This is a genomic window from Phenylobacterium hankyongense (assembly GCF_003254505.1).
Lineage (GTDB): Bacteria > Pseudomonadota > Alphaproteobacteria > Caulobacterales > Caulobacteraceae > Phenylobacterium > Phenylobacterium hankyongense.
Genome location: NZ_QFYP01000001.1, coordinates 3272371 through 3298830 on the forward strand (window position 1 = coordinate 3272371; position 26460 = coordinate 3298830).

Below are 26460 nucleotides of genomic sequence, written 5' to 3' on the forward strand. Positions count from 1 at the left end.
ACAAACGACTAGGCGGAAGCGGAGCGAGACCACAACATCGGCGGCCGCGTCGATTCAAGGTGATTTGCGCCCATGACCTCGATCCCCGCCGACCAACGCGCCGGCGTCCTGCCGCCGCGGGCGCTGTTCGCGGTCACGGTGTTCGCCAGCGCCGCGCTGGTCTTCCTGGTCGAGCCGATGGTGGCCAAGCTGGTCCTGCCGCAGCTGGGCGGCAGCCCGTCGGTGTGGAACACCAGCCTGGCCTTCTTCCAGATCGCCCTGCTGGCCGGCTACGGCTACGCCCACGCGCTGCAACGATTGCGCACGGTGCGGGCCCAGGCGCTGGTCCACTGCGCCGTCCTGGTGCTGGCGGCGCTGGCCCTGCCGCTGCGGGTCAACGCGGTGTTCGGGCCGCCGTCCTCGCAGTATCCGAGCCTGTGGCTGCTGGGCGTGCTCGCGGTCTCGATCGGCGCGCCGTTCGCGGCGCTCTCCGCCACCGCGCCCCTGGTGCAGGCCTGGTACGCCCGGGTGGTCGGCGGCGGCGAGGGCCGCGAGCCCTATGTGCTCTATGCGGCCAGCAACCTCGGCAGCCTGCTGGCGCTGCTGGCCTATCCGGTCCTGGTGGAGCCGACGTTGACCCTGGAAGGCCAGCGGCTGGGCTGGAGCGCCGGCTATGCGGTGTTCGTGCTGCTGATCGGAAGCCTGGCGCTCACGGTCGTGCGCGCCCCGCAGCTACCCGCGCCGGCCGCCACTCAAACCGCCGCGAAGCCGGTGCTCTGGGTCGAGCGCCTGCGCTGGGCGGCGCTGGCCGCCATCCCGTCGAGCCTGATGCTCGGGGTCACCACTCACATCACCACGGACGTGGCTTCCGCGCCCTTCCTCTGGGTGCTGCCGCTGGCGCTCTACCTGCTGACCTTCGTGATCGCCTTCCAGGCCAGGCCCGCGATCCCGCCCAAAGTGACCCTGACGGTCCAGGCCGCGCTGGTGGCCGCCTGCGCCGCCATCCTGCCGTTCAGCGGCCTGCACATCGCCCTGCAGTTCGCCATCCACATCGGCGCGTTCTTCTTCACCGCCCTGATGTGCCACCAGGCGCTGGTGGCGCAGCGGCCGGAACCCGCCCGGCTCACCGAGTTCTATCTGTGGATGTCGGTGGGCGGGGTGGTCGGCGGCGGCTTCAACGCCTTCATCGCCCCGGTGATCTTTGACAACGTCTGGGAGTATCCGCTGGTGCTGGCGCTCTCCTGCCTGGCGCGGCCCTGGGGGAACTGGCGGATCGAGCCGCAGGCCTGGGTGATGCTCGGCATGGGCATGGTCTGCGCCCTGGCGACGGTGGCGATCACCAGCTTCCGCAGCCACTTCCCGGGCCACGAGGTTGTCGGCGACCTCAACCTGCTGCAGCTGGTGACCATCGCCCTGATGATGGCGGCGGCGATCGCCGCCTTCATTGTGCGCGGCCGGGCGCTGCTGTTCTTCGCGGTGATCTCGGTGCTGTCGATGTCCGCCGACGCGGCGTCCGACCGGGCGACCACGACGCAGAGCTGGCGGAGCTTCTTCGGCGTGCTGAGGCAATCGCAGGCCGAGGTCCCGGCGCTGGGCGGAACCGTGCGGATGCTGGCCCACGGCACCACCCTGCATGGGGCGCAGGCCGCGAACCCGGCCTGGCGCTGCCATCCGCTGGTCTACTACACCCCCAGCACTCCGATCGGTCAGGTGTTCGCCGCCCTGCAGAAGGAGCGGCCGGACCTGCGCATCGGCGCGGTCGGCCTCGGCACCGGCTCGGTGGCCGCCTACGTCCGGCCCGGCGACCACCTGACCTTCTTCGAGATCGATCCCCTGGTGATCCGCATCTCCACCAACCCGGCGCACTTCAGCTACACGACCGCCTGCGCCAAGGGGCCGGTCGACTATGTGGTGGGCGACGCGCGCCTGACGGTGGCGAAGCAGCCGCCCGCCGCCTTCGACATCCTGCTGATCGACGCCTTCTCGTCCGACGCTGTGCCGGCGCACCTGCTCACCGCCGAGGCCGTGCGCGGCTACCTGACCCACCTGAAGCCCGACGGGGTGCTGATCCTGCACCTGTCGAACCGCAACCTCGACCTGAAGGGCCCGGCCCAGGCGGTGGCGCGTGCGGCCGGTGGCGTCGCCCTCCTGCAGCAACGCCGCATCGCGAAGGGGCAGGGCGCCTTCTGGGAGGCCGACGAGGATGCGCTGGTCATCGGCCGCTCGCCGACGGCGCTGGCCCGGTTCGCCGGCGATCGGCGCTGGACGCCGTCCGACCCCACCAAGGTGCGGCCCTGGACCGACGACTACGTGAACCTGCCAGGCGCCCTGTGGCGGCGGATGAAGGAGCGGGCCGTCGGCGACCGTTAGAGCGGCGTCTCCACCGAGACCACGGCCTGGGCCATCAGCCCTTCCTCGCGGCCGGTGAAGCCCATGCCCTCGGTGGTGGTGGCCTTGACGCTCACCCGCTGGATCGGCAGGCCCAGCAGGTCGGCGATCCGCTGGCGCATGGCGTCGCGGTGCGGCCGGATCTTCGGCCGCTCGCAGATCAGGGTCACGTCGGCATTGAGGATCCGCCCCCCCTGGGCGGCCACCAGCTTCACGGCATGGGTCAGGAACTGGTCGGAGGACGCGCCCTTCCACCGCGGGTCGGTGGGCGGGAAATGCTCGCCGATGTCGCCGTCGGCGATCGCCCCGAGCACGGCGTCGGTCAGGGCGTGGAGGCCGCAGTCGGCGTCGGAATGACCTATCAGGCCCAGCTCGTGCTCGATGCGGATGCCGCACAGCCAGACCACGTCGCCCGGGCCGAAGCGGTGGGCGTCGATGCCCTGGCCCATCCGTACGATGCGCCGCGAGGCGGCCAGCTGCTCGGCCATGAGGAAGTCCTCAGGGTAGGTCAGCTTCATCAGCATCGGGTCGCCGGGGATCATCGCCACGTGGCCGCCGGCGCGCTCCAGCACCGAGGCGTCGTCGGTCGGCTCCTCGTTGGCCGGCCAGCGGCGGTAGGCCGCCTTCAGGCGGCCGAAGCGGAAGGCCTGCGGGGTCTGGGCGCGCCACAGACCCTCGCGGGACACCGTCTCGTCGATCAGGCCGTCGCCGCGCTTCAGGGTGTCGGGAACGGGCAGGGCGGGCACCGCGCCGTCGGCCAGGTCCAGCGCCGCCAGCAGCCGGTCTACGTGATGACGGGCGACAAATGGACGCGCCGCGTCGTGCACCAGAACCGGCTGGTTGCGGCCGGCGCTGATCGCCGCCAGGCCGGCCTGAACGGACTCGGCGCGGGTCCGGCCGCCCGTCACGGCGGTCCAGCCCACCAGGCCTTCCAGCGCGGCGTCGACCTGTCCCAGGCGGTCGTGGGCGACGACGACCACGACTTCGCGCGCGCCGGCCGAGAGCAGGCCCTCCACCGACCAGCGGATCAGCGGCCGCGCGCCCAGCATGCGCCAGGCCTTCGGTTCGCCCGGCCCGGCCCGCAAGCCCGCCCCCGCCGCGACTATCACCGCGGAAAAACTCATGTGCACGTGTTTAGGGCGCTCAATGGCGTTGTCCAGTTCAAGCCGGGCTTTACGACGCTGCATAATGTGCCTAAAAAGACGCCGGCGGGAATGAGTAAAAAATGGGCAACACGCTCGAGCTTGGCGATGTGGCGGTCCACGGACGCGCCTGGATCGCGCCGATGACGGGGGTCTCCGATCTGCCGTTCCGGCGGGCGGCCAGCCGCCAGGGCGCCGCCTACGTCGCCACCGAGATGGTCGCCTGCGATGAATTCTCCCGCGGTCGTCCCGACGTGGTGCGCCGCGCCGCGGTGGGCGAGGGGCTGCCGCTGATGGTGGTGCAGCTGGTCGGCCGCGAACCGCGGCACATGGCCGAGGGCGCGCGGCTCGCCGCCCGGGCCGGCGCCCAGATCATCGACCTCAATTTCGGCTGCCCGGCCAAGGAAGTCACCGGCGCGCTGTCCGGCTCGGCGCTGATGCGCGATCCCGAGCTCGCCGCCAGCCTGATGGCCGCCGCGGTGGACGCCGTCGACGTGCCGGTGACGGTGAAGATGCGGCTCGGCTGGGACGACGCCTCGAGGAACGCCCCGGAGATCGCCGCCCGCGCCGAGGCGCTGGGCGTCAAGGCGGTCACCATCCACGGACGCACCCGCTGCCAGTTCTACAAGGGCGCCGCCGACTGGTCGGCGGTGCGGGCGGTGAAGCAGGCGGTCTCGATCCCGGTCATCGTCAACGGCGACATCGTCGATGGGGCGAGCGCGCGCATGGCCCTGGCGGCGTCCGGGGCCGACGCGGCGATGGTCGGCCGCGGGGTCTACGGCAAGCCGTGGATCGCCGCCCAGATCGAGGCGGAGCTGGCGGGCCTGGACTACCAGGAGCCCGAGGTCGAAGACCGATTGGCGATCGCGCTGGAGCACCTGCGCGAAAGCCTCACATTCTATGGCGACCGCCTGGGCCTGCGGATCTTCCGCAAGCACCTGGCCGCCTATATCGAAAGCGCCCCCTGGCCTGCGTCCGCGCAGGCCCGGAGAGAAGCGCGCTCGGCCATGTGCCGCCTGGAGGATGCCCGCGACGTCGAAAGAGGGCTTACCGCCCTCTGGCGCACCCCAGACCACAGGTTGGCGGCATGAACGGCAGAACACTAAGCCAGGCGCCCGGGATAGACCCCGCCGCCTTGAAGGCTGCGGCCTTCGACCTCAGTCCCGATCCCGCCCTGGTGGTGGACGGCGAAGGCGCCCTGGTGGCGGTGAACGAAGCCGCCGAGGCGCTGTTCGGCCAGGGACTGGGCCTCCTCGCCCGCGGCCGCTTCCGCGCCGCCCTGCCGCCGGGCTCGGCGCTGGTCTCGCTGCTCAACCGCGCCCTGGAGGAGGACGCCCGGGTGCGCGAGCGCGGCGTCGAGATCAACCTGTTCGGCCTGCCGCCCTTCGAGGCGGACGGAGCGGCCGCGCCGCTCGGCGACGGCTCGGTGCTGCTGACCCTGGCCATCAAGGCCGGCCTCGGGACCGAGCGCGGCGGGGTGGAAGCTGCCAACCTGCGCTCCATCGTCGGGCTCGGGCGCATGCTGGCCCACGAGATCAAGAACCCGCTGGCCGGCATCCGCGGCGCGGCGCAGCTGTTGAAGTCGGGCGCCAAGGCCGAGGACGCGCCGCTGGCCCAGCTGATCGTCGACGAGACCGACCGCGTGCGCCGGCTGGTGGACCGGATGGAGGCCTTCTCCGACGACGCCCTGCCCAAGCTCGATCAGATCAACATCCACCAGGTGCTCGACCGCGTGCGGGCGCTGGCCGCCAACGGGGTGGCCGACGGCCTGGTGCTGCGCGAGGCCTACGATCCGTCGCTGCCGCCGGTGCTCGGCGACGAGGATCAGCTGATCCAGATCTTCCTCAACCTGGTGAAGAACGCCGCCGAAGCTGCGCACGCCCGCGGCGACGGGCGGGGCGAGATCGCCATCCACACCGCCTACCGCCACGGCGTGCGGGTCCGCGCCGCCAAGGGCCAGGCCCTGCGCGGCGCGCCGATCGAGATCCGCGTGCAGGACAACGGCCCCGGCGTGCCGGCGCACCTGCGCGAGCACCTGTTCCAGCCGTTCGTCAGCTCCAAGGCCAACGGGGCGGGGCTGGGGCTCGCCCTGGTCACCAAGCTGGTCGCCGGACATGGCGGCCTGATCGACTTCGAATCCGAGCCCGGGCGGACCATCTTCCGGGTGCTGCTGCCAGTCGCGCCCGAAGAAGGTGTCTCCGCATGAACGCGTCCGGGAAGAAGATCCTGATCGCCGACGACGACTCCTCGATCCGGCTGGTGCTGAGCCAGGCCTTCACCCGGCTGGGATATCAGGTCCGCGCCACCGGCAACGCCACCACCCTCTTGAAGTGGGTGACCGACGGCGAGGGGGACCTGGTGGTCACCGACGTGGTGATGCCCGACGAGAACGTCTTCGACGTGCTGCCGCGCATCCGCAAGCAGCGGCCGAAGCTGCCGATCATCGTGATGAGCGCGCAGAACAACCTGATCACCGCGGTCAACGCCGCCGATGCCGGCGCCTTCGACTACGTGCCCAAGCCCTTCGACCTCGACGACATGACCTCGGCCGCACGCCGGGCGCTGTCGCGGCCGGCCGACGCCGACGCCGCCAAGGCCCAGGCCCGGGCGGTGCGCGACGACCGGCTGCCGCTCATCGGCCGCTCCGGGCCGATGCAGGACGTCTACCGCACCATCGCCCGCCTGGTCGGGGCGGACCTGACCGTGCTGATCACTGGCGAGTCCGGCACCGGCAAGGAGCTGGTCGCCCGCGCCCTGCACGACATGGGCCGTCGCCGCGACGGCAAGTTCGTGGTCATCAACCTGGCCGCCGTGCCCCGCGAGCGGGTCGAGACCGAGCTGTTCGGCAAGGAAGACGGCGACAGCGGCAAGCTGGTGGACGCCGACGGCGGCACCCTGTTCCTGGACGAGATCGGCGACATGCCGCTGGACGCCCAGACCCGGCTGCTCAGGGTCATCGACGGCTCCGAGCCGGCGCTGAACCCGAAGACCGGCCGCCGCCCGAACGTGCGGATCATCGCCGCCACCAACCGCGACCTGCGCGGCCTGATCCAGCAGGGGCTGTTCCGCGAGGACCTGTTCTTCCGTCTCAACGTCGCCCCGCTGCGCCTGCCGCCGCTGCGCGACCGGGCCGACGACATCCCCGACCTGGCGCGCGCCTTCCTGCTGCGGGCGAATCGCGAGGGCCTGCCGTCCAAGACCATCGACGCCGCGGCCCTGGAACGACTGAAGCTGCACGCCTGGCCGGGCAACGTCCGCGAGCTGGAGAACCTGGTCCGGCGGATCTGCGCCCTCTATGGCGAGGACCTGATCACCGCGCGGATCGTCGAGCGCGAGCTCGCCGACCATCAGCCCGTCGTCGAAGGGCAGGAGGGTCCGAGCACGCTCGCCCAACTGGTCGAGCGCAAGCTCTCCGGCTACTTCGCCGACCAGCCCGACGGCCTGCCGCCGCCCGGCCTCTACGATCGGGTGCTGGAGGAGGTGGAGCGTCCGCTGATCCAGCTGACCCTGGCGGCGACCCGCGGCAACCAGGTCCGCGCCGCGGAGATCCTCGGCCTCAATCGCAACACCCTGCGCAAGAAGATCCAGGACCTGGGGGTCGAGATGAGCCGCGGCCGCCGCTGACCCGCCGCGTCCGCGACCACCGGGGCTAGGTCACACTGACGCTTCCCCGCAACATGCCTGTTGAGTTTGGAGCACAGTGCCGTAGGCTCTGAGCCCTATGTCGTTGCTGGTTGACCACATGCGGACCAGCGCCGGGGCTCAACGCCTCTGGCGCGCGATCCAGTCCCGCGTCGTGCTGGGTGTCGGCTACGGGGTGGCGGTCGTCCTCACGGGCGTCAGCATCCTGCTCGCCGCCTCGCCGCCGGCCAGCGGACCGGTCGGCCCCGCCAGCGAGATGATCCTCACCGTCCTGGGCCTCAACCTGGTGCTGATCCTGGCGCTGACCATGGTCGTGGCGCTGCGGTTCGTGGCCCTGATCAACGCCCGGTCGCGCGACGCCGGCGCGCGCCTGCACCTGCGATTCGTCACCCTGTTCGCGCTCGCCGCGGTGGCCCCGGCCGTGGTGGTGGCGCTGTTCATGGGCGTGCTGGTCAGTCAGGGCGTCGACCGCTGGCTGGGCCTGCGCGTGCAGACCGTGGTCGAGAACTCCGCCACCGTGTTCCGGTCCTACGTCGACGACCAGAAGCGCTACATCGGCGACCACGTCACCCTGATGGGCGCCGACCTCAACCGCGAGGCGCCCCACCTGCAGACCAGTCCGGTCAGCTTCAGCCACTACCTGGCGGTGCTGACCTCCTATCACGCCTTTCCGGCCGCCTATCTGGTGGACCGCCAGGGCCGGGTGCTGGCGCGGGCGGAGAGCACGGACGCGCCGCCCTACGTCATCCCGCCGGAGTCCAGCTTCAGGGCCGCCGACGAAGGCGACATCTCGGTGCGGCCGGTGGAGCAGGCCGACCTGATGCGGGCGGTCTATCGCCTCACCGGCTACGCCGACGCCTACCTCTACGTGATCAAGCCGGTGGAGAAGGGCATCCTCAACCACCTGCGCGAGGCCGAGGGCTCGCTGGTCTCCTATCGCGAGGCCGCGCAGAGCCGCGAACGCATCCAGACCATCTTCGCCCTGAGCTACGCCGAGACGGCGCTGCTGGTGCTGGTGGGGGCCGTATGGCTGGGGATGAGCGCCGCCAACGCCATCTCCGGGCCGGTCGGGCGGCTGGTGCAGGCGGCGGGCCGGGTGGCCGGTGGCGATCTCAGCGCCCGCGTCGACGCCGAGGACGACCCTGAAGAAATCGCCGTATTGTCTCGTGCTTTCAACAGCATGACGCACGATCTTCAGGCGCAGCAGGCGGCCCTGAAACGCGCCAGCGAGGAGGCGGAGAGCCGCCGCCAGTTCATCGAGACCGTGCTGGCGGAAGTCAGCGCCGGGGTCATCGGCCTGGACGCGCGCGGCAGGATCTCCGCGGCCAACCGCCAGGCGGCGCTGCTGTTGGCCTTGCCGGGCGACCATGGCCGCGGCCGCAAGCTCGCCGACCTCGCTCCGGAGTTCGCCGCCGTCCTGGAGGCCGCCGCCCGCGGGGCAGAGCCGGAGGACGAGGTGGATGTGGTCCGCGGTCGCGAGACGCGCCGCCTGCGGGTCCGCGCCAGCCACAGCGAAGGCGGGCTGGTGCTGACCTTCGACGACATCACCCGCCTGGTCACCGCCCAGCGCAACGCCGCGTGGCGCGACGTCGCGCGCCGCATCGCCCACGAGATCAAGAACCCGCTGACGCCGATCCAGCTGTCGGCCGAGCGGATCCGCAAGAAGTACCGCAAGGACATCGCCGAATCGGAGCTGGAGACCTTCGACCGCTGCACCGACACCATCGTGCGCCAGGTGGGCGACATCGGCCGGATGGTCGACGAATTCTCCGCCTTCGCCCGGATGCCGGCTCCGAAGTTCGCCGAGCAGGACGCCGCCGAACTGCTTCGCGCGGCGGTGTTCGCCCAGCGGGTCGCCAGTCCCGAGCTGGAGATCGAGCTGGAGGAACCGGCCCAGGTCACCTTGTTGGCCGACGGCCGCATGCTGGCCCAGGCCCTGACCAACGTGCTGAAGAACGCCGCCGAGGCGGTGGACGCCCATCGCGCCGCCTCGCCAAAGCTGCAGGGCCGGATCCGGGCGCGCCTCGTCGCCGACGACGGCGGGGTGGCGTTCGAGGTCGAGGACAACGGCGTCGGCCTGCCCGACAAGGACCGCGACCGGCTGACCGAGCCCTATGTGACGACGCGGGAAAAGGGCACCGGCCTCGGCCTCGCGATCGTGAAGCGAATTCTGGAAGACCACGGCGGTGAGCTCGAGCTCACCGACGCCAGGACCGGCGGCGGGGCGCTCGCCATCCTGTGGCTGCCCGCCAGCGCGCGCGTGCGCCGCGAAACCGCACCTCAATCCGTGACCGCGTGAAGGACTAGATGATGGCGTCAGACGTTCTGGTGGTCGACGACGAGGCGGACATCCGCGACCTCGTGGCGGGCATCCTCTCCGATGAGGGTTATGCAGTCCGCACCGCCACGGACTCCGAATCCGCCCTGGCGGAGGTGCGGGCCCGCAAGCCCGCGCTGCTGATCCTCGACATCTGGATGCAGGGCGGCGGCATGGACGGGCTGGAGCTGCTCGACCTGGTCAAGCGCCTGGACGGCGACCTGCCGGTGATCATGATCTCCGGCCACGGCAACATCGAAACCGCGGTCAGCGCCATCAAGCGCGGCGCCTACGAGTTCCTGGAGAAGCCGTTCAAGTCCGACCGGCTGCTGCTGGTGGTCGAGCGCGCCCTGGAGGCGGCCAACCTCAAGCGGGAGAACCGCCGCCTGCGCGCCCAGGCGATGACGCCCGAGGGCCTGATCGGCCGCTCGATGGCCGCCCAGCAGCTACGCCAGATGATCGCCAAGCTGGCGGGCGCCAACAGCCGGGTGCTGATCTCCGGCCCCGCGGGCTCGGGCAAGGAGACGGTGGCCCGCCTGATCCACGCCGGCTCCAACCGCGCCCGGGCCGAATTCGTGGCGATCAGCGCCGCCGGCATGACCCCGGAGCGGATGGACATCGAGCTGTTCGGCGAGGAAGGCGAGGGGGGCCGGACGGCCAAGATCGGGGTGTTCGAACGCGCCCACGCCGGCACGCTCTACCTCGACGAAGTGGCCGACATGCCGCGCGAGACTCAGGGGCGGATCCTGCGCGTGCTGGTGGACCAGCGGTTCCGCCGCGTCGGCGGGGACTCCGACGTCCAGGTGGACGTGCGCGTGGTCTCCTCCACCTCCCGCGACCTGCGCGAGGAGATCGCCGCGGGCCGCTTCCGCGAGGACCTGTTCCACCGGCTGAACGTCGTGCCGGTGAACGTGCCCGGCCTGTCGGAGCGGCGCGAGGACATCCCCGAGCTGCTCGAATATTTCATCGACCGCATCTGCGGCGCCACCGGCATGCCGCGGCGCAAGCTCGCCGACGACGCGCTGGCCACCCTGCAGGTCCGCGCCTGGCCGGGGAACCTGCGCCAGCTGCGCAATAACGTGGAGCGGATGCTGATCCTGGCCTCCGGCGCGCCGGCGGAGCCGATCACCGCCGACATGCTGCCCGCCGAGGCCACCGTGAACGACCAGGCGGCCAGCCTGGGGGCCGAGCGGATCATTGCGCTACCGCTGCGCGAGGCGCGCGAGGTGTTCGAGCGGGAATACCTCAACGCCCAGATGCTGCGCTTCTCCGGCAACATCTCCCGCACCGCCGCCTTCATCGGCATGGAGCGCTCGGCGCTTCACCGCAAGCTGAAGTCGCTGGGCCTGTCCGGAGGCCGGCCGCTCGAAGAAGAGGTCGGCTGATGGGCCGGATCGCCTACGTCAACGGCCGCTTCCTGCCGCAGCGCGAAGCCACGGTCCACATCGAGGATCGCGGCTACCAGTTGGCCGACGCCGTCTACGAGGTCTGGGCGCTGTTCGACGGCAAGCTGACGGACGCGGAGGGCCATTTCACGCGGCTGGAGCGCAGCCTCTCCGAACTGCGCATCCCCATGCCGATGAGTCGGCGGGCGCTGACGCTGGTGCTGCGCGAGGCGGTGCGCCGCAACCGCATCCGTGACGGCCTGGTCTACCTGCAGGTCAGCCGCGGCGTCGCCCCGCGCGACCATGCCTTCCCGACCCAGCCTGTCGCGCCCGCCATGGTCATCACCGTCAGCGCCGTCGACCGGGTGGCCGCCGAGATCCGCGCCGCCAAGGGCATCGGCGTGATCACCACCCCGGAGAACCGCTGGGGGCGCTGCGACATCAAGACCGTGGGCCTGCTACCCAATGCGCTCGCCAAGCAGAAAGCCCGCGAGGCGGGGGCCACGGAAGCCTGGTTCGTGGACGAGCTGGGCTTCGTCACCGAAGGGGCTTCCTCAAACGCCTGGATCGTCGATGGGGAAGGGCGCCTGCGGACCCGCGACGCCAACGCCAACATCCTGCGCGGCATCACCCGCCACACCCTGCTGGACGTGATCGCCCAGGCCGGGCTGGAGGTGGACGAGCGGCCATTCACGCCCGACGAAGCTGTCGCCGCCCAGGAGGCGTTCATAACCGGGGCCGGGACACTTGTTCTGCCGGTAATCGCCGTCGATGGCCGTCCGGTGGGCAAAGGCGCGCCGGGACCGGTGGCGGCGAGGCTGCGTCGTCTCTATATCGAGCGGGCGAGAGCGACAGCGATCTAGGTCGCGACCTGTGATTGCGTCCGTCACAATTCCCGTTCTAGCGTGACTTTGCGTGTGTGGGTGGCGCTTGGCCGCCCAATCATAACAAGAGGCGAAAAGCCGTGAGCGATAAGAAACAGAACCTTCAGGACACCTTCCTCAACAGCGTGCGGAAATCGAAGACGCCGCTCACCATCTTCCTGGTCAACGGCGTGAAGCTGCAGGGCGTCGTGAGCTGGTTCGATAACTTCTGCGTTCTGCTCCGCAGGGACGGGCAATCGCAGCTCGTCTACAAGCACGCCATTTCCACCATCATGCCGGCTCAGCCTGTGCAGCTGTATGAGCCCGGCGAAGACGAGCCCGATTGACCTCATCCAAATCGATTGACCGTGAGGCGCCCGTCCAGGGCGCCGTCGTCATCCACCCCGATCGTGAAGGCCGCGGCGTTTCGCGGGACGCAGACGCGCGTCTCGAGGAAGCCGTGGGCCTGGCGCGCGCCCTCGACCTCGAGGTCCGCGAGACCCTGATCGCTTCGCTCCGCCGGCTGACCCCCGCCACCCTGTTCGGCAAGGGGAAGGTCGAGGAGATCGGCCTCACCATCCAGGCGGTCGAAGCCGACGTGGCCATCGTCGACGATGCGCTGACGCCGGTGCAGCAGCGCAACCTCGAGAAGGCCTGGCAGGTGAAGGTCATCGACCGCACCGGCCTGATCCTGGAGATCTTCGCCCGCCGCGCGCGGACCCGCGAAGGCCGCCTGCAGGTGGAGCTTGCCCGGCTTTCCTACGAGCGCTCGCGCCTGGTGCGGACCTGGACCCACCTGGAACGCCAGCGCGGCGGCTTCGGGGTGATGGGCGGTCCCGGCGAAACCCAGATCGAGACGGACCGCCGGCTGCTGGCCGAGAAGATCGGCAAGCTGAAGCGCGAACTGACGGAGGTCCGCCGAACGCGCACCCTGCAGCGCTCGGCGCGCGGCCGGGTGCCGTACCCGACCGTGGCGCTGGTGGGCTACACCAACGCCGGCAAGTCGACGCTGTTCAACCGGCTGACGCAGTCGGAGGTGGTCGCCGAGGACATGCTGTTCGCCACCCTCGACCCGACGCTGCGGATGCTGAAGCTGCCCGACGGGCGGCCGGCCATCCTCTCCGACACCGTGGGCTTCATCTCCGACCTGCCGCACGAACTGGTGGAGGCCTTCCGCGCCACCCTCGAGGAGGTCAAGGAGGCCGACGTGGTGCTGCACGTCCGCGACATCGCCAGCCCCGAAAGCCAGGCGCAGGCGCAGGACGTCCGCACCGTGCTGGAGCGGCTGGGCGTCGACATGGACGAGCGCAGCATCCTGGAGGTCTGGAACAAGGTCGACCTGCTGCCGGAGGACGCGCGCGCCGCGGTCGCCGGCGACGCCCGCCGGGCCCATCCGCCGGCGGTGCTGGTCTCGGCGGTGACGGGGGAGGGCTGTCCGCAGCTGCTGTCGACCGTCGCGGGCCTGGTGGACGAGGCGCCGCCGGTGGACGTCTATGCGCCGGCCGGCGAGGGCGCGGCGATCGCCTGGCTCTACCGCCACGGCCGCGTCATCGAGCGCAACGAGGGCAAGGACGGCTCGGTCCGCTTGGCGGTCAGTCTCTCGGCCCAGGCGCTCGGCCAGTTCGAGCAGCTGTTCCCGTCGAGCGAGATCCGGCCGCACTAGCCGCCGATGATGGACGATCGCGATCCCATCGGCCGCTATGAGGACCTCGCGGAGGCCTTCGCGGAGGATCCGACGGTCACCCGACCGGAGCGGCGCGGCTTCGCCCAGGGCGCGCTGACGCGGAACGGCAAGCTGTTCGCCACCCTGCGGGGCGAGACGCTGCTGTTGAAGCTGCCGGCCGCGCGGGTGGCGGAGCTGATCGCCGCCGGCGTCGGCTCGCCGTTCGACGCCAACAAGGGGCGGCCGATGAAGGAATGGGTGACGGTCGGCGCCGAGGCCGGCTGGCTGGCCCTGGCGCGGGAAGCCGCCGCCTTCGTGGGCTGAAGCTAGGCCTTCTCGGCCACCTTCGCCTCGTCCCAGAGCGCGTCCATCTCGGCGAGGTCGGACTGGTCCGGGGTCTTGCCCCGCGCGGCGAGGCGTTCCTCGATATAGCGGAAGCGGCGGCCGAACTTGGCGTTGGTGAAGCGCAGGGCGTCCTCCGGATCGACGTCCAGGGTGCGCGCCAGGTTGGCCACCACGAACAGCACGTCGCCCATCTCCTGGCGCGCCTTCTCCAGGTCGCCGGCGGCGATCTCGGCCTCCAGTTCCTCGACCTCCTCGTGCAGCTTCTCCAAGACCTCCTTGGCGGAGGGCCAGACGAAGCCGACGCCGGCGGCGCGCTTCGACAGCTTCACGGCGCGGGTGAGGGCGGGCAGGCCCACCGGCACGTCGTCGAGCAGGCTCTGGTTGCGGCCCTTGCTCTCGCGTTCGGCGGCCTTCAGCGCCTCCCAGCCGTCCTTCTGGTCGGCCAGGGAGGCGTAGGACTCCTGGGCGAACACATGCGGGTGGCGGCGGATCATCTTGTCGTTGATGGCGCGGGCCACGTCCTCGAAGGCGAAGGCGCCTTGCTCCTCGGCCATGCGGCTGTGGAACACCACCTGCAGCAGCAGGTCGCCGAGTTCCTCCTTCAGGTCGGAAAGGTCGCCGCGCTCGATGGCGTCGGCCACCTCATAGGCTTCCTCGACGGTGTAGGGGGCGATGGTGGCGAAGGTCTGCTCGACGTCCCAGGGGCAGCCGCTCTCGGGATCGCGCAGGCGCGCCATGATGGCGAGCAGCCGGTCGATCGGCCGCAGGTCGGAGGGCGGAGCAGAAGAGGTCATCGATGTCCCTGGACGCAGATAGCCGAACGGCGCGCGGCGATGAGACCGCGCGCCGCTGACGGACGCAAGTCCGTGGGCGGGCTTAGCGGCTGGCCAGCGCCCGGCCGCGGCTCAGCTGGCCGGCGAAGCGGTCGAAAGTCCAGGTCGCGTCCGACCAGGTCCAGTTGGCCCGCGCGAAGCGGATGTCGGTCTCGTACCACTTGTAGGCCAGGGGGGTGACCGTGCCGTCCGGCGCGATGGCGCGGCCGGCGATCTCGGCGCCGCCGATGCCGAAGCTGTCGTACGACAGACCCGGCGTGTCGCCGAGCTGCTTGAAGGTCGGCCGGTTGGGCTGGGCGTCGACGAGGGTCAGCTCGACCCGGGCGCCGTCGTAGGCGCCGGTCTTGGTCAGCTCGCGCAGCACGTCCTTGCGAAGTTCGTCGGCCAGGTTGGCGACTTCCTTCACGCCGTAGGTCTTGTGGGCCTTGGCCTGCATTTTCGGCGAAAGATCGACGGTGACCGAGGCCGGCGCCGCGAGGGCGGCCGAGCTGCTCATCAACAGCGCTGCGGCGGCGAGAGCGAAGGTGCGCATGGGATTCCCCTGTGGGTACAGTAAGAACTTAATAGATGGGCGCCGAAGCGTCACGTCACAAGGTCGAGATGGGGGTCCGTTATATAAATGTCACCTGGGAGCCGCATATCGGTCTTCCAGATTCAGGGGGTTGCATGGGCTCGATCGCCAGGGCTGCCGCGAAGGCTTTGCTCCTGCTCGGAGCGCTGTCGGCCGGGCTCCCTGCGCAGGCCGAGGTGCTGGCTCGCTACGTCGTCATGGGTCCAGGCGGCGCGGCGAGCGCGCGTGTCATCGCCTCGGGAGCCACGTGCCCGACCATCGTCGTGGACGGCCGGCGGCGGGCGATGCAGGTCCGGGCCAAGGCCGAAACCCTGGCGCAGCGGCCGACCTCGTCCAAGCCGGAGCTCTCCAAGCCCAGCGCCTTTCCGGTCACGACCTGCGAGGCCGCCATCCCCCAAGGCGCTGTGCGCGCCGTCGTGGCGGGCCGCGCGCTGCCGCTGCGCCATGGACGCGTCGACCGGATCGTGGTCGTCGGCGACACCGGCTGCCGGCTGAAGGCCAGCGACAGCGCCTACCAGCGCTGCAACGATCCGAAGGCCTATCCCTTCGCCACGGTGGCGGCGCGGGCCGCGGCGTGGAAGCCCGACCTGATCGTGCACGTCGGCGACTACGAATACCGCGAAAACCCGTGCCCCGAGGCGACGGACGGCTGCCGCGGGTCACCGTGGGGATATGGCTGGGACGCCTGGAACGCCGACTTCTTCACACCGGGCGCGCCACTGCTGGCCGCCGCGCCGCTGGTGCTGGTGCGGGGCAACCACGAAAACTGCGCGCGCGCCGGGCAGGGGTGGTTCCGCATGCTCGACGCGAGCCCGCTCACGGCCGGCCATGACTGCAACGATGCGGCGAACGACCTGGTCGGCGACTACAGCGCGCCCTACGCGGTGCCGCTGGGGGGCCGGGAACAGATCGTGGTGATGGACCTGGCCATCGCGGGCAACAAGCCGCTCAAGCCGGGTGACCCCCGCAGGGCGCAGTTTCGCTCGGCCTACGAGGACCTGAAGGCGCTTTCCGCGAAGTCGGGCATGACCTTCATGGCCACGCACAAGCCGACGCTGGGCTTCACCGCCGAGGACGTGGGCGGCAAGCTCACCCTGTTGCCGGGCAACCAGGCGATGCAGTCGGCTTTCGCCGCCGCTGACCCGAGTCTGTTCCCGCCGGGCGTCGACGTGCTGCTCTCGGGCCACGTGCACCTTTGGCAGCAGGTCAGCTTCGCGAGCGCGCATCCGACCCAGTTCATCGCCGGCTTCTCCGGCACGCAGGAGGATGTCGTGCCGATCCCGGAAACCCTGCCGGCGGACGCGACGCCGGCGCCGGGCGCGCTGGTCGACCACTTCAGCTCCTGGGTCGACGGCTTCGGCTACATGACGCTGGAGCGGGCCGGGCGTGACCGGTGGGACGTCAAGGTCTGGAACCTCGAGGGCGTCGTGGCGAACCACTGCCGCATCGCCGGCCGGCGCTCGGTCTGCGATCGCCCACAGGTGCATTGAGGGTCGGGTGGCTGGTGAGGGCGGCCCAGCTCCGGCCGAGCCATACCTATTTCGCGCCTAAGGAAGATTATCGGAAATTACCATGGGACCCCAAGGCGATCTGGCCCTCGGCGATCCGTTGCAGCGTTTCGACGTAGAACGCCGGCTCCGCTGCGGTCACCCGGGCTTCCAGGCTCTCCGGCGTGTCGCCGGCCTCCACCGGCACCGGCCGCGCGGCGATCTCCGGACCGCGGTCGTATTCCTCGTCCACCAGATGGATGACGATGCCGCTCTGCGCCACGCCGGCCGCCAGCACCGCCTCGTGCACCCGGCGGCCGTACATCCCGTGGCCGCCGAACGCCGGCAGCGGCCCCGGATGGATGTTGAGGATCCGCCCGGCGTAGCGGCTCAGCACCTGCGGCCCCAGGCGCCGCAGATAGCCCGACAGCACGATCAGCTCGACGCCGTGCGCCGTCATCTCCCGCGCCAGGCGCGCGTCGGCCGCCTCGGCGTCGGCCTGGGTGGGAATGCAGAGCGCCGGAAAGCCGGCCGACCGGGCGAACTCCAGCGCCGGCGCGGCCTTGATGTTGCTGACCATCAGCCGCGGCTCGGCGGCCAGGCGGCCGTCCCGCGCCGCGTTAACGATTGCGCGCGCGCTGGAGCCGTTTCCCGACGCGAGGAAACCGAGCTTAAGTGGCGCAACAATCACAGGAATTCCGCTCCGAGTTCATGTTCCAGCCGCAGGCCGTCGAAGGCCGGGATGACGTTCGGTGGCAGCTCGGCGGCCAGGGTCTCGTAGTCCAGGTCGATGTGCATGTTGGTGAGCACAGCGCGTCTTGGCCGCACGCGCTCGATCCACTCCAGCGTCCGCGCCAGGTGCGCGTGCGTCGGATGCGGCCGGTGGCGCAGGGCGTCGACGATCCAGAGGTCGAGGTCCGCCAGCGCCTCGAACGCCGCCTCGTCCAGCGCCACCACGTCGCTGGAATAGGCCACGCCGCCGAACCGGTAGCCCACCGAGCGCACGCCGCCATGATCCTGGTCGAAGGTGACCACGGGGATCGCGCCGGACGGGCCGTCCACCACCCACGGCTGTCCATGCGCCGGGATCGGGCGGCGGTCGCAGATCGCCGGATAGCCGCCCTCGCCTTCGAAGATGTAGCCGAAGCGGCGCATCATGGTGGCCTCGGTGGCGGCGTCCATGTGGCAGGTGATCCGCGCGCCCTGGCGCAGGAAGAAGGCGCGGACGTCGTCGATGCCGTGCACCTGGTCGGCGTGGTCGTGGGTCAGCAGCACGGCGTCCAGACGCTTCACTCCTGCCATGGCGCTCTGCAGGCGGAAGTCGGGCGCGGTGTCGACCACCGCGGTGGTCTCCTGCTCGGGCGCCTCGCCGCGCCGACGCACCAGCAGCGAGCAGCGGGTGCGCAGGTTCTTCGGATCGGCCGGATCGCAGACGCCCCAGTTCCCGTCCGCCCGCGGCACGCCGCCGGAGGAGCCGCAGCCGAGCACGGTGATCTCCAGCACGCCGCTCACGGCCGCGGAATCCGGTCGAACACCGCGAAGAAGGCGTCCTCCGTCCGCGCCTCGGCCTCCGCCAGGTCCCAGCCGCGGATCTCCGCCAGCCTGGCGAGCACATGCGGCAGCATGGCCGGCTCGTTGCGCCGACCGCGATAGGGCACCGGCGCGAGGTAGGGGCAGTCGGTCTCCACCATGATCCGGTCGCCGGGCATCTCGCGGATCACCGCCCGGACATCCTCGGCCGCCCTGAAGGTGGCGATGCCCGAGACCGAGAACCAGGCGCCCAGGGCCGCCACCCGACGGGCGAGCTCCGGGCCCGAGGTGTAGCAATGCATCAGGATGCGGAAGGCGCCGCGCGCATGCTCTTCGTCCAGGATGTCGCCCATCACCTGGTCGGCCTCGCGGGTGTGGACCACCAGCGGCAGGCCGGTCTCGCGCGCGGCGGCGCAATGGGCGCGGAACACCTGGGCCTGCACGTCGCGCGGGCTGAGGTCGTAGTGGAAGTCCAGGCCGCACTCGCCGATGCCCACCACGCGGCGGTCGGCGGCGATGGCCACCAGCGTCTCCGCGGACAGCCCGGGATTCTCCTTGGCCTCGTGCGGATGGGTCCCGACGGTGCACCAGATGTCGGGATGCTGGGCCACCAGCCGCACGGCCTCGTAGTTCGAGACTTTGTCGCAGATGTTGACCATCAGCCGCACGCCGGCCGCCAGCGCCCGCGAGATCACCGCCTCGCGGTCCTCGTCGAATTGCGGGGCGTGCAGGTTGACGTGGCTGTCGATCAGCATCGGGGTCTTGTCGGTCGCGCTCAGGCCTGTGCGGCCCGACGCAGCTCCGTCAGCGCGGTGAACAGCGCATCCGTGCGGTCGAGGTTGAGCGCCTCGACCTCCCGCGGCAGGCGTTGCAGCGTCTCCCACGCCTGCGCCCAGCGATCAAGCGCACCGATCCCCTGCCCGGCCCGGTCCACGGCCAGGCCGTGGATGCGCTCCGCCAGCCGGTCGAACAGCAGGTTGAACTGCGCCTGCCCCTCCCCGCCGCGGAACCGGTCGGCGAGCGACAGCGCCATGGCCTCGTCCAGCCGCGGCAGGTCGCCGACGATGGCGCGGGCCGCGTCGTCCATGGCGATGGCCGCGGCCGCCGCCAGCGCCAAAGTCCGCCCGGGCGCGCCGCCGGACATCCTGGCGAGCCGCAGGGCGTCTTCCGCGTTCACCTCCGTCCGCGACCGCACGAAGGCGGCGGCCTCCTCCAGCGGAAGCGGCGCGAAGGCCAGCCGGCGGCAGCGGGAGCGGATGGTGGGCAACAGGCGCCCCGGCGAATGGGCGACCATCAGCAGCACGCCGCGCGGCGGCGGCTCCTCCAGGGTCTTCAGGAGGGCGTTGGCGGCGTTGACGTTGAGGTCGTCGGCGGCGTCGACGATGGCCACCCGGTGCGGGGCGCTGGCCGGCGACTTGGAGAAGAATTCCGAGAGCTTGCGGGCGTCGTCGACAGGGATGTTCTTCCGCGGCTTGCCGTCCTCGGCGACGCGTTCCAGCACCAGGATGTCGGGATGCGAGCGGGCGATGATCTGGCGGCTGACCGGATGGTCGGGCGAGGCGCCCAGGGTCCCGTACGCCGGGTCGGCCGGCGCCCCCAGCAGCCGGCGCGCGGCGCGATAGGCGAAGGTGGCCTTGCCGACGCCTTCGGGACCGGTGAGCAGCCAGGCGTGGTGCAGACGCCCCCGCGCGCGGCTGGCCTCGAACGCCTCCTCGGCCGCCTCGTGCCCCTGCAGCTGGAAGACCTCGCGCGGGTGCGGGACCTCGACGTCAGCCATGGACCGCGAGCCGTTCGGCGACCGTCTCCCAGACCTGCGTCTCCACCGCGTCCAGCGAGCCGGCGGCGTCGATCACCGCGCAGCGCTCCGGCTCGGCCCGGGCGATGGCCAGGAAGCTGGCGCGCAGCCGTTCGTGGAACGCCATGCCCTTGGACTCGAAGCGCATCTCGGCGCCGGCGCGGGCGTGCGCCCGGGCCAGTCCGACGTCGGTGGGCAGGTCGAAGACCAGCGTCAGGTCGGGCCGGGTGTCCTCCAGGATATGGACCTCCAGCGCCTTGATCAGCTCGGGATCCGTACCGCCGGCCGCGCCCTGGTAGGCCCGCGTCGAATCGGCGAACCGGTCGCAGACCACCCAGGCGCCGCGCGCCAGCGCCGGCCGGATCACCCGCTCGATATGGTCGCGCCGCGAGGCGTACATCAGCAGGGTCTCGGTGACCGGGCTCCAGCGATCGGCGTCGCCCCGCAGCACCAGGTCGCGGATGCTCTCGGCGCCCGGCGAGCCGCCGGGTTCGCGGGTCGCCACGACCTCATGGCCCTGCGCTTCCAGGCGCGCGACCAGCCGCTGGAGCTGGGTGGACTTGCCCGCCCCCTCACCGCCTTCGAATGTGATGAACCTGCCGCGCGCCACGGCTCCAAATTGGCCGGTTCGCGGCAGAAGTCTAGAAGGGCGCGTCGACGCGGGCGTCGAGAAGCGCCGTCCGGTCGTTCGGCGGGGCGTCGGCCCCGAGGTAGCGGACCCGTACATGGGCCAGGCCCCGGCCCTCGAAGCCGAGCTCGCGCGCCGCCTCCTGGCTGAGGTCGATGATCCGCCCGGAGACGAACGGCCCGCGGTCGTTGACCCGCACGTGGATGCGCTTGCCGTTGTCGAGGTTGGTCACCTCCACCACGGACGGCAGCGGCAGGGTCTTGTGGGCGGCGGTCACCCGGTTCAGGTCGAACCGCTCGCCGTTGGCGGTGGGCTTGCCCTGGTGCTGCGGGCCGTACCAGGAGGCGAGCCCCACCTCGTCGTAGTTCGGCTGCGCCTTGGGCGTGTACCAGACTCCGCCCACTTGGTAGGGCTTGCCGATCTTCTGGCCCTGGGCGCGCGGGGCCGGCGCAGGCTGGGTCGCATAGCGCGGCTCGACGGTGGCGCAGGCCGCCAGCGAGGCGCCCGCGGCGAGCACGACGGCCAGGCGCGAAAAGCGCGTGAAAGAGTGGTGATCCAAACCCGAACCCCAGCATGCGGCTCGTCCCCCGAGCTGCGCCATGGATAAGGATGCCGCCGGAAGTTTGCCCTGCGGTTAACCGCCGCGCCGGTGGAGCCGCCTGCCCGCGCCTGCTATAGGCCCGCCTCCGGACGGGTGGCCGAGTGGTTTAAGGCAGCGGTCTTGAAAACCGCCGTGGGTGAAAGCCCACCGTGGGTTCGAATCCCACCCCGTCCGCCAATCTCGCCCCGTTTTTAAGGGCCTGCGTAGCGCCTCTGATAGGGTCGCCCAGCGGATCGCCGGGCCAGCTTCACAGGCCGGGCGCAAACCGTCGTTACCGAAGCTTTGCGGATGTTTCACCGCCTTGTCGCACATTTCAGCGACCCTGGCCGCAACAGGGGGCGCCGCGGCCAATCACGCGCGGGCGCGCGGGGCGGCGAAGATCTTGCGTTATGGTATCGTGCGGGACGGCGACGGACTGCCTCCCGCGACTTTGCAACGACTGGGTTTGGAGCGGGCGGCGTGCGACCTCATCGTCGAGGAAGGGCGCGTTACCGAGCAACGGCGCCTGGACCGGCTGCTGCTGCGCCTGCGGAGCGGCGACGAGGTCCTGGTCTACAGCCTGGCGGCGATTCAGCGCCCGGCGGGCGAGGTCGCCCAGCTGCTCCGGCATCTGATCCGCACCGGCGTGATCTTTCGGCTCGCAGACGAGAACGAGAGGTTCGTGCCGATCGCCAAGACCAAGGCGGCGCGTCGGATCGTCGAGCTGCTGGCCGCGCATGAGGATCATCGCCGCGGGCGGCCCAACGCGCAGTGCGTGCGCGGCGGTAGCCGCAACCCGCTGTCCCGATTCCAGATCGACTATGCCCGCAAGCTGCACAAGCAGGGGGCTCCGCTTCGGACCATCGGCCTGATCTTCCAGCTTCCCCCGGATGAGATCTGGGAGCTGATCAGCGAGCCTCGGGCTTAGCGCCGCCTGGCCGCACGAACACACGCTGGCGATTGCGCGCCGGCGTGTGCCCAGAACCAGACGGTGGTGGAGGAAGCGCCCAGCGTCATCGCGACGCCGGGCCCACCCTCGGGGTCGTCAGAAGTTCACCGACGCTTCCACGCCGAAGGTGCGCGGCGCGTTGAAGTTGCCGTAGTCGCCAAGCGTCGAGCGGTTGGCCGGATGCGGCGGTAGACGTACTGCTCGTCGAGCAGGTTGCGCGACCAGAGCGAGAGGGTCAGCTTCGAGCCGTCGCCGCGGACGTCGATGTCGGCAAGCGAAAGGCGGCCGTTCTGCCCTGGACCTGCACGAGCGGCGGCAGCGGGCGGACGGTCCCGGCCGGAAGCGTGCCCGTGGCCGGCCCGATGGGCATGTTCAACGGGTTGTAGTTCAGCAGCTGGCTGTAGAACGGCGTGCTGGCGTCGCGGCCCACGTCATAGGAGTAGTCGGCCGTGAAGTTGTCGGTCGGCTTCCAGCGCGCGCTGAAGCGCAGGCGCTGACGATCGAAGTAGTTCCAGCCGGTGCTGCCCGGCAGCGGGTCCTTCGTGGTGGCGTCCTGGTGCTGGGCCACTACCGAAGGCGACATTCCGCCGCGTCCGGGGTCGGCTATTAGGGGCCGACTGTGACGGGGCGGTATCGATGGCGTGACGGTTCCGCGTCGGCCAGCGGTGTGGCCGAAAGGACGCACTTCGGGGCAGGGAGCCGGCCCCCTCTCCTCTCGCGACATCGGATCGCCGTCAGGGCGGAGGCGCGGGCCCGCCCACGCGCGCAGCCGCGTTTGATCGTTTGGCAGGTCCCAGGCGTTTCGTAGGGAATCCCACAGCTACGAGACCCCGTTGCGATGAATACCGTTCCTGTCCAGGTCGCCGATCAGGCATTGACCGGCGTGCCTGGTCTTGACGACATCCTTGCGGGCGGGCTCGCCAAGGACCGGCTCTATCTGTTCGAAGGCAGCCCCGGCACCGGCAAGACCACGGCCGCCCTGAGCTTCCTGCGCGCCGGCGCCGAGATCGGCGAGCGGGTGCTCTACATCTCGCTCGCCGAGACCGAGGAGGAGCTGCGCGAGAGCGCCCTGTCACACGGCTGGATGCTGGAAGGGGTGGAGATCTTCGAGCTGATCCCGCCCGAGAGCCTGCTGGACGACCGGCAGCAGCAGAGCCTGCTCTACTCGTCCGACCTCGAGTTGGGCGAAACGACCCGGATGATCTTCGAGGCCGTCGAGCGGGTGCAGCCGTCGCGGGTGGTGATCGACAGCCTGTCGGAGATCCGGCTGCTGGCGCAGAGTTCGCTGCGCTACCGCCGCCAGGTGCTGGCCTTGAAGCACTATTTCGCCAAGCACCGGGCCACCGTCCTGCTGCTGGACGACCTGACGACCGACACCCTCGACAAGACCGTCCACAGCGTCGCCCATGGCGTGGTCCGCCTGGAGGAGCTGGCCCCGGAGTATGGCGCCGAGCGGCGGCGCATCCGGGTGGTGAAATACCGCGGACGCAAGTTCCGCGGCGGCTATCACGACTTCACCATCAAGACCGGCGGACTGGAGGTCTATCCCCGCCTGGTCTCGGCCGAGCACAAGACGGCGTTCGAGCGGGCCCCGCTGCCTAGCGGCATCACCGGCCTCGACTCCCTGCTGGGCGGCGGCGTCGAGCGCGGCTCGAGCTGCCTGATCCTGGGCCCGGCCGGCACCGGCAAGTCGCTGATGAGCGTCTATTTCGCGATCACCGCCATCGCCCGCGGCGATCGCGCCGCGCTGTTCATCTTCGACGAGGAACTGGGCTTGCTGTTCGATCGCACCCGCGCCCTGGGAATCGACCTGGAGGGTCTGCGGGACCGCGGCGACCTCCTGATCCACCAGGTCGACGCCGCCGAGCTGTCACCCGGCGAGTTCACCGCCCGCGTCCGCGAGTGCGTCGACAAGGCCGATATCAGGGTCGTGGTGGTCGACAGCCTCAACGGCTACCAGGCGGCGATGCCCGAGGAGAAATTCCTGCTGCTGCACATCCACGAGCTGCTCCAGTACCTCAACCGCCAGGGGGCGACGACATTCCTGACCGTGGCCCAGCACGGGCTGGTCGGCGACATGAAGGCGCCGGTGGATGTCACCTACCTGGCGGACACCGTGCTGCTGCTGCGCTATTTCGAGGCGATCGGTGAAGTCCGCAGGGCCGTCTCAGTGATCAAGAAGCGCGCGGGCCGCCACGAAAAGACCATCCGCGAATATGAAATCACCGATACTGGGCTCAGCGTCGGGCCACCCCTGGTCAACTTCCAGGGCGTATTGCGCGGCGTGCCGAATTTCGTGGGGCCAGGGGCCGGTCTGATGGGCGAGCGCACCGCATGACCACGCCTGCGGCGTCACGGTCCGAACGGGTCCTGATCCTGGCGCCGCTGGGCCGCGACTCGCAGATCGCGGCCGCTATCCTGCATGAGGCGGGCCTGTCGGTCAGCGTCTGCCGCGACCTCGCCGAGCTTCGCACCGAACTCGACGGCGAGGCCGGCGCGGCCCTGATCGTCGAGGAGGCGCTGCAGGGGCCTCACTACACGGACCTGGTCGGGTGGATCGACACGCAGCCGGCCTGGTCGGATTTCCCGATCGTCATCCTGGCCGGCCGTGGCGGCGGCCTGGAGCGCAATCCGGAGGTCCGGCGCTTCAGCGAAGCGTTGGGCAACGTCAGCTTCCTGGAGCGGCCGTTCCACCCGACGACCCTGGTCAGCATCATGCGCACCGCCCTGCGGGGGCGGCGGCGGCAATACGAGGCCCGCGCGCGGATCGAGGCCATCCGGGCGGCCGACGAACGCCTCAGGCTCAGCGAGGCCTCCCTGCGCCTCGCCACCGAGGCGGCCGAGGTCGGGACGTGGGACCTCGACCTGCAGACCAACGCCCTCACCTGGTCGGACCGGACCAAGGCGATGTTCGGCATCTCGCCGGACCGGCACTGCAGCATGGATGACTTTTACGCCGGCCTGCACCCCGAGGACGCGGCGGCGACCAGCGTGGCGTTCGCCTCGGCGCTCGATCCCGAACTCCGCGCCAGCTACGACGTGGAGTACCGGACCATCGGCCGGGAGGATGGGGTCGTCCGCTGGGTGGCCGCCAAGGGCAAGGGCCTGTTCGACGACCTGGGCCGTTGCGTCCGCGCCATCGGCACCGCCCTCGACGTCACCCAGCGCAAGGCGATCGAGGAGCGCCTGCGCAACAGCGAGGCCAGCTTGCGGCTGGCGCTGGACGCCGGCCGGCTCGGGGCGTGGGAGCTGGATCTGCCCGACCAGATCCTGCGCGCTTCGCTCACCTGCAAGGCCAACTTCGGCCGCGAGCCCGACGAGCGGTTCACCTACGAGGATCTGCTGGCGAGCGTTCATCCGGAGGACCGGTCGCAGATGCTCGGCCAGCTGCGCCAAGCCGTCGAGAGCGGCCGGGACTACGACCTCGAGCATCGCGTGCTGCGTCCCGACGGCCGTATCGCCTGGGTGCTGGTGCGGGCGCAGACGACCTATGCGCCCGACGGCTCGCCGGTGCGGATGACCGGCGTCTCCCTCGACATCACCGAGCGCAAATATGCCGAAGAGCACCTGCGGTTGATGGTCAACGAACTCAATCACCGGGTGAAGAACTCGCTCGCCACGGTCCAGGCGATCGCGGCCCAGACTCTGCGGCGCGAGGAGATTCCTGCGCACATCCGCGAGTCGCTGACCTCGCGGCTCCTGGCCCTGGCCCGCGCCCACGACGTGCTCACCGACGAGAAGTGGTCGGGCGCCAGCCTGCGCGAGATCGCCCATCAGACCGCGGCGCCCTACGAGCATGCGGAAAACGACCGCTTCTCGATCAGCGGACCGCCGCAGACGCTGCCGCCAAAGACGGCGATCGCCGTCGCCCTGGCCTTCCACGAGCTGGCCACCAACGCGGCGAAGTACGGCGCGCTCTCGGTTCCCGACGGCCGCGTGTCGATCGAATGGAGCGTCGCGCCGCATCCTACCGACGTGGCGCTGCGCCTGGTCTGGCGCGAGACCGGCGGCCCGCCGGTTTCTCCGCCCGAGCGCACGGGCTTCGGCACCCGGCTGATCGAGCGGGGGCTTTCCGCCGACCTGGGCGGCGCCGTGAAGGTGAGCTACCCCGCCACCGGCGTCGTCTGCACCATCGAGGCCGTCCTGCCCGCCAGCCTCACGGAAGACGAGCCCGCGCGCATTTCGGAGCGCCCCGACGCACGGCGCTGGCAGGTCCGCGCCGGAGACGCCAGCAGTAGCGTCAACTGATCCGCCTGCGCCGACGAGAAGCGGCGGCCTGTAGTCCCAACGCGAAGAGGCGCGCCCAACCTTCGCCGGGCGCACCTCCCAGCCCCGGCGCGGACGCCGGGGCCTTGATCTTCAA

24 protein-coding genes and 1 tRNA gene are annotated in these 26460 nt (G+C 70.7%); 15 read left to right on the top strand and 10 right to left on the bottom strand.

Translation table 11 applies throughout. From position 1 onward, the window contains the following. Window positions 1-72: 72 nt before the first annotated feature. A complete protein-coding gene (locus DJ021_RS15755) occupies window positions 73-2349 on the top strand; it encodes a spermidine synthase (RefSeq protein WP_111458453.1) in 2277 nt (758 codons plus the stop codon). Here DJ021_RS15755 and DJ021_RS15760 read toward each other — a convergent pair. Then, window positions 2346-3491 (bottom strand): bifunctional 2-C-methyl-D-erythritol 4-phosphate cytidylyltransferase/2-C-methyl-D-erythritol 2,4-cyclodiphosphate synthase, encoded by a 1146-nt coding sequence (locus DJ021_RS15760; RefSeq protein WP_111458454.1) that lies wholly within the window; start codon window positions 3489-3491, stop codon window positions 2346-2348. The two genes, DJ021_RS15755 and DJ021_RS15760, sit on opposite strands and share 4 nt — an antisense overlap. A gap of 101 nt (window positions 3492-3592) precedes the next feature. Here DJ021_RS15760 and dusB point away from each other — a divergent pair, with 101 nt between their 5' ends. The 9 genes from dusB to DJ021_RS19120 all read left to right on the top strand — a co-directional run bounded on the left by dusB (window position 3593) and on the right by DJ021_RS19120 (window position 13703). Continuing rightward, window positions 3593-4600, top strand: coding sequence for a tRNA dihydrouridine synthase DusB (gene dusB, locus DJ021_RS15765; RefSeq protein ID WP_111458455.1), 1008 nt, complete (start codon window positions 3593-3595; stop codon window positions 4598-4600). Next, window positions 4597-5715: a two-component system sensor histidine kinase NtrB gene (locus DJ021_RS15770; protein ID WP_111458456.1), complete on the top strand. Its 1119-nt coding sequence runs from the start codon at window positions 4597-4599 to the stop codon at window positions 5713-5715. The genes dusB and DJ021_RS15770 overlap by 4 nt, the downstream gene beginning before the upstream one ends. Beyond that, window positions 5712-7133, top strand: a complete 1422-nt coding sequence (gene ntrC, locus DJ021_RS15775; protein ID WP_111458457.1) for a nitrogen regulation protein NR(I) — start codon at window positions 5712-5714, stop codon at window positions 7131-7133. The genes DJ021_RS15770 and ntrC overlap by 4 nt, the downstream gene beginning before the upstream one ends. 97 nt (window positions 7134-7230) lie before the next feature. Next, window positions 7231-9450 (top strand): sensor histidine kinase NtrY-like, encoded by a 2220-nt coding sequence (locus DJ021_RS15780; RefSeq protein WP_165837240.1) that lies wholly within the window; start codon window positions 7231-7233, stop codon window positions 9448-9450. An 11-nt stretch (window positions 9451-9461) separates the two neighbouring features. Beyond that, window positions 9462-10853, top strand: a complete 1392-nt coding sequence (gene ntrX / locus DJ021_RS15785; RefSeq protein WP_111459136.1) for a nitrogen assimilation response regulator NtrX — start codon at window positions 9462-9464, stop codon at window positions 10851-10853. Next, the gene (locus DJ021_RS15790; RefSeq protein WP_111458458.1) at window positions 10853-11716 is read left to right on the top strand and encodes a D-amino-acid transaminase; all 864 of its coding nucleotides are present in this window, start codon (window positions 10853-10855) and stop codon (window positions 11714-11716) included. Before ntrX ends, DJ021_RS15790 begins: the two co-directional genes overlap by 1 nt. A 101-nt stretch (window positions 11717-11817) precedes the next feature. Beyond that, window positions 11818-12063, top strand: a complete 246-nt coding sequence (gene hfq, locus DJ021_RS15795; protein WP_111458459.1) for an RNA chaperone Hfq — start codon at window positions 11818-11820, stop codon at window positions 12061-12063. Further along, window positions 12060-13379: a GTPase HflX gene (gene hflX, locus DJ021_RS15800; RefSeq protein WP_111458460.1), complete on the top strand. Its 1320-nt coding sequence runs from the start codon at window positions 12060-12062 to the stop codon at window positions 13377-13379. Before hfq ends, hflX begins: the two co-directional genes overlap by 4 nt. Before the next feature lie 6 nt (window positions 13380-13385). Further along, complete coding sequence (locus DJ021_RS19120) at window positions 13386-13703, top strand: hypothetical protein (protein ID WP_207801861.1); 318 nt, start codon at window positions 13386-13388, stop codon at window positions 13701-13703. 2 nt (window positions 13704-13705) lie between these two features. On the opposite strand, the gene mazG is transcribed toward DJ021_RS19120, so the two are convergent. Beyond that, the gene (mazG, locus tag DJ021_RS15810) at window positions 13706-14518 is read right to left on the bottom strand and encodes a nucleoside triphosphate pyrophosphohydrolase (protein WP_111458461.1); all 813 of its coding nucleotides are present in this window, start codon (window positions 14516-14518) and stop codon (window positions 13706-13708) included. A gap of 82 nt (window positions 14519-14600) precedes the next feature. Then, complete coding sequence (locus tag DJ021_RS15815; RefSeq protein ID WP_111458462.1) at window positions 14601-15089, bottom strand: hypothetical protein; 489 nt, start codon at window positions 15087-15089, stop codon at window positions 14601-14603. A gap of 167 nt (window positions 15090-15256) precedes the next feature. Here DJ021_RS15815 and DJ021_RS15820 point away from each other — a divergent pair, with 167 nt between their 5' ends. After that, complete coding sequence (locus DJ021_RS15820) at window positions 15257-16618, top strand: metallophosphoesterase (protein ID WP_165837241.1); 1362 nt, start codon at window positions 15257-15259, stop codon at window positions 16616-16618. A 67-nt stretch (window positions 16619-16685) separates the two neighbouring features. On the opposite strand, the gene purN is transcribed toward DJ021_RS15820, so the two are convergent. Genes purN through DJ021_RS15850 form a run of 6 tightly spaced genes read right to left on the bottom strand, consistent with a single transcriptional unit; the run spans window position 16686 to window position 21127 of the window. Beyond that, complete coding sequence (gene purN, locus DJ021_RS15825) at window positions 16686-17306, bottom strand: phosphoribosylglycinamide formyltransferase (RefSeq protein WP_111458464.1); 621 nt, start codon at window positions 17304-17306, stop codon at window positions 16686-16688. Then, window positions 17303-18127, bottom strand: a complete 825-nt coding sequence (locus tag DJ021_RS15830) for an MBL fold metallo-hydrolase (protein ID WP_111458465.1) — start codon at window positions 18125-18127, stop codon at window positions 17303-17305. The genes purN and DJ021_RS15830 overlap by 4 nt, the downstream gene beginning before the upstream one ends. Beyond that, entirely contained in the window at window positions 18124-18900 is a 777-nt protein-coding gene (locus DJ021_RS15835) for a TatD family hydrolase (RefSeq protein ID WP_111458466.1), read from the bottom strand. Before DJ021_RS15835 ends, DJ021_RS15830 begins: the two co-directional genes overlap by 4 nt. Before the next feature lie 20 nt (window positions 18901-18920). After that, complete coding sequence (locus DJ021_RS15840) at window positions 18921-19922, bottom strand: DNA polymerase III subunit delta' (RefSeq protein WP_111458467.1); 1002 nt, start codon at window positions 19920-19922, stop codon at window positions 18921-18923. After that, on the bottom strand, window positions 19915-20550 hold the full coding sequence (gene tmk, locus DJ021_RS15845; protein ID WP_111458468.1) for a dTMP kinase: 636 nt from the start codon (window positions 20548-20550) through the stop codon (window positions 19915-19917). Before tmk ends, DJ021_RS15840 begins: the two co-directional genes overlap by 8 nt. A 31-nt stretch (window positions 20551-20581) precedes the next feature. After that, a complete protein-coding gene (locus tag DJ021_RS15850) occupies window positions 20582-21127 on the bottom strand; it encodes a septal ring lytic transglycosylase RlpA family protein (RefSeq protein ID WP_279386493.1) in 546 nt (181 codons plus the stop codon). Window positions 21128-21256: 129 nt separating this feature from the next. On the opposite strand from DJ021_RS15850, the gene DJ021_RS15855 reads away from it, so the two are divergent. Then, window positions 21257-21346: transfer RNA gene (locus DJ021_RS15855), tRNA-Ser, on the top strand. 124 nt (window positions 21347-21470) lie between these two features. After that, on the top strand, window positions 21471-22076 hold the full coding sequence (locus DJ021_RS15860; RefSeq protein WP_165837242.1) for a recombinase family protein: 606 nt from the start codon (window positions 21471-21473) through the stop codon (window positions 22074-22076). Window positions 22077-22332: 256 nt separating this feature from the next. On the opposite strand, the gene DJ021_RS15865 is transcribed toward DJ021_RS15860, so the two are convergent. Then, complete coding sequence (locus tag DJ021_RS15865; protein ID WP_133255040.1) at window positions 22333-22680, bottom strand: hypothetical protein; 348 nt, start codon at window positions 22678-22680, stop codon at window positions 22333-22335. Window positions 22681-22935: 255 nt separating this feature from the next. Between DJ021_RS15865 and DJ021_RS15870 the strand changes: the two genes are divergently transcribed. Both DJ021_RS15870 and DJ021_RS15875 read left to right on the top strand, forming a co-directional pair. Beyond that, window positions 22936-24435, top strand: coding sequence for an ATPase domain-containing protein (locus DJ021_RS15870; protein ID WP_111458472.1), 1500 nt, complete (start codon window positions 22936-22938; stop codon window positions 24433-24435). Further along, a complete protein-coding gene (locus tag DJ021_RS15875) occupies window positions 24432-26345 on the top strand; it encodes a PAS domain-containing protein (protein WP_111458473.1) in 1914 nt (637 codons plus the stop codon). Before DJ021_RS15870 ends, DJ021_RS15875 begins: the two co-directional genes overlap by 4 nt. The last annotated feature ends 115 nt before the right edge of the window (window positions 26346-26460 follow it).

Bases quoted from the DNA above. Each gene is read 5' to 3' on its own strand.
- DJ021_RS15770 (WP_111458456.1), top strand. From the start codon at position 4,597: ATGAACGGCAGAACACTAAGCCAGGCGCCCGGGATAGACCCCGCCGCC.
- ntrX (WP_111459136.1), top strand. From the start codon at position 9,462: ATGGCGTCAGACGTTCTGGTGGTCGACGACGAGGCGGACATCCGCGAC.
- DJ021_RS15760 (WP_111458454.1), bottom strand. From the start codon at position 3,491: ATGAGTTTTTCCGCGGTGATAGTCGCGGCGGGGGCGGGCTTGCGGGCC.
- ntrC (WP_111458457.1), top strand. From the start codon at position 5,712: ATGAACGCGTCCGGGAAGAAGATCCTGATCGCCGACGACGACTCCTCG.
- DJ021_RS15780 (WP_165837240.1), top strand. From the start codon at position 7,231: ATGTCGTTGCTGGTTGACCACATGCGGACCAGCGCCGGGGCTCAACGC.
- DJ021_RS15865 (WP_133255040.1), bottom strand. From the start codon at position 22,680: ATGTCGCCTTCGGTAGTGGCCCAGCACCAGGACGCCACCACGAAGGAC.
- DJ021_RS15835 (WP_111458466.1), bottom strand. From the start codon at position 18,900: ATGCTGATCGACAGCCACGTCAACCTGCACGCCCCGCAATTCGACGAG.
- dusB (WP_111458455.1), top strand. From the start codon at position 3,593: ATGGGCAACACGCTCGAGCTTGGCGATGTGGCGGTCCACGGACGCGCC.
- mazG (WP_111458461.1), bottom strand. From the start codon at position 14,518: ATGACCTCTTCTGCTCCGCCCTCCGACCTGCGGCCGATCGACCGGCTG.
- DJ021_RS15870 (WP_111458472.1), top strand. From the start codon at position 22,936: ATGAATACCGTTCCTGTCCAGGTCGCCGATCAGGCATTGACCGGCGTG.
- DJ021_RS15840 (WP_111458467.1), bottom strand. From the start codon at position 19,922: ATGGCTGACGTCGAGGTCCCGCACCCGCGCGAGGTCTTCCAGCTGCAG.
- DJ021_RS15790 (WP_111458458.1), top strand. From the start codon at position 10,853: ATGGGCCGGATCGCCTACGTCAACGGCCGCTTCCTGCCGCAGCGCGAA.
- DJ021_RS15815 (WP_111458462.1), bottom strand. From the start codon at position 15,089: ATGCGCACCTTCGCTCTCGCCGCCGCAGCGCTGTTGATGAGCAGCTCG.
- DJ021_RS15875 (WP_111458473.1), top strand. From the start codon at position 24,432: ATGACCACGCCTGCGGCGTCACGGTCCGAACGGGTCCTGATCCTGGCG.
- DJ021_RS19120 (WP_207801861.1), top strand. From the start codon at position 13,386: ATGATGGACGATCGCGATCCCATCGGCCGCTATGAGGACCTCGCGGAG.
- DJ021_RS15755 (WP_111458453.1), top strand. From the start codon at position 73: ATGACCTCGATCCCCGCCGACCAACGCGCCGGCGTCCTGCCGCCGCGG.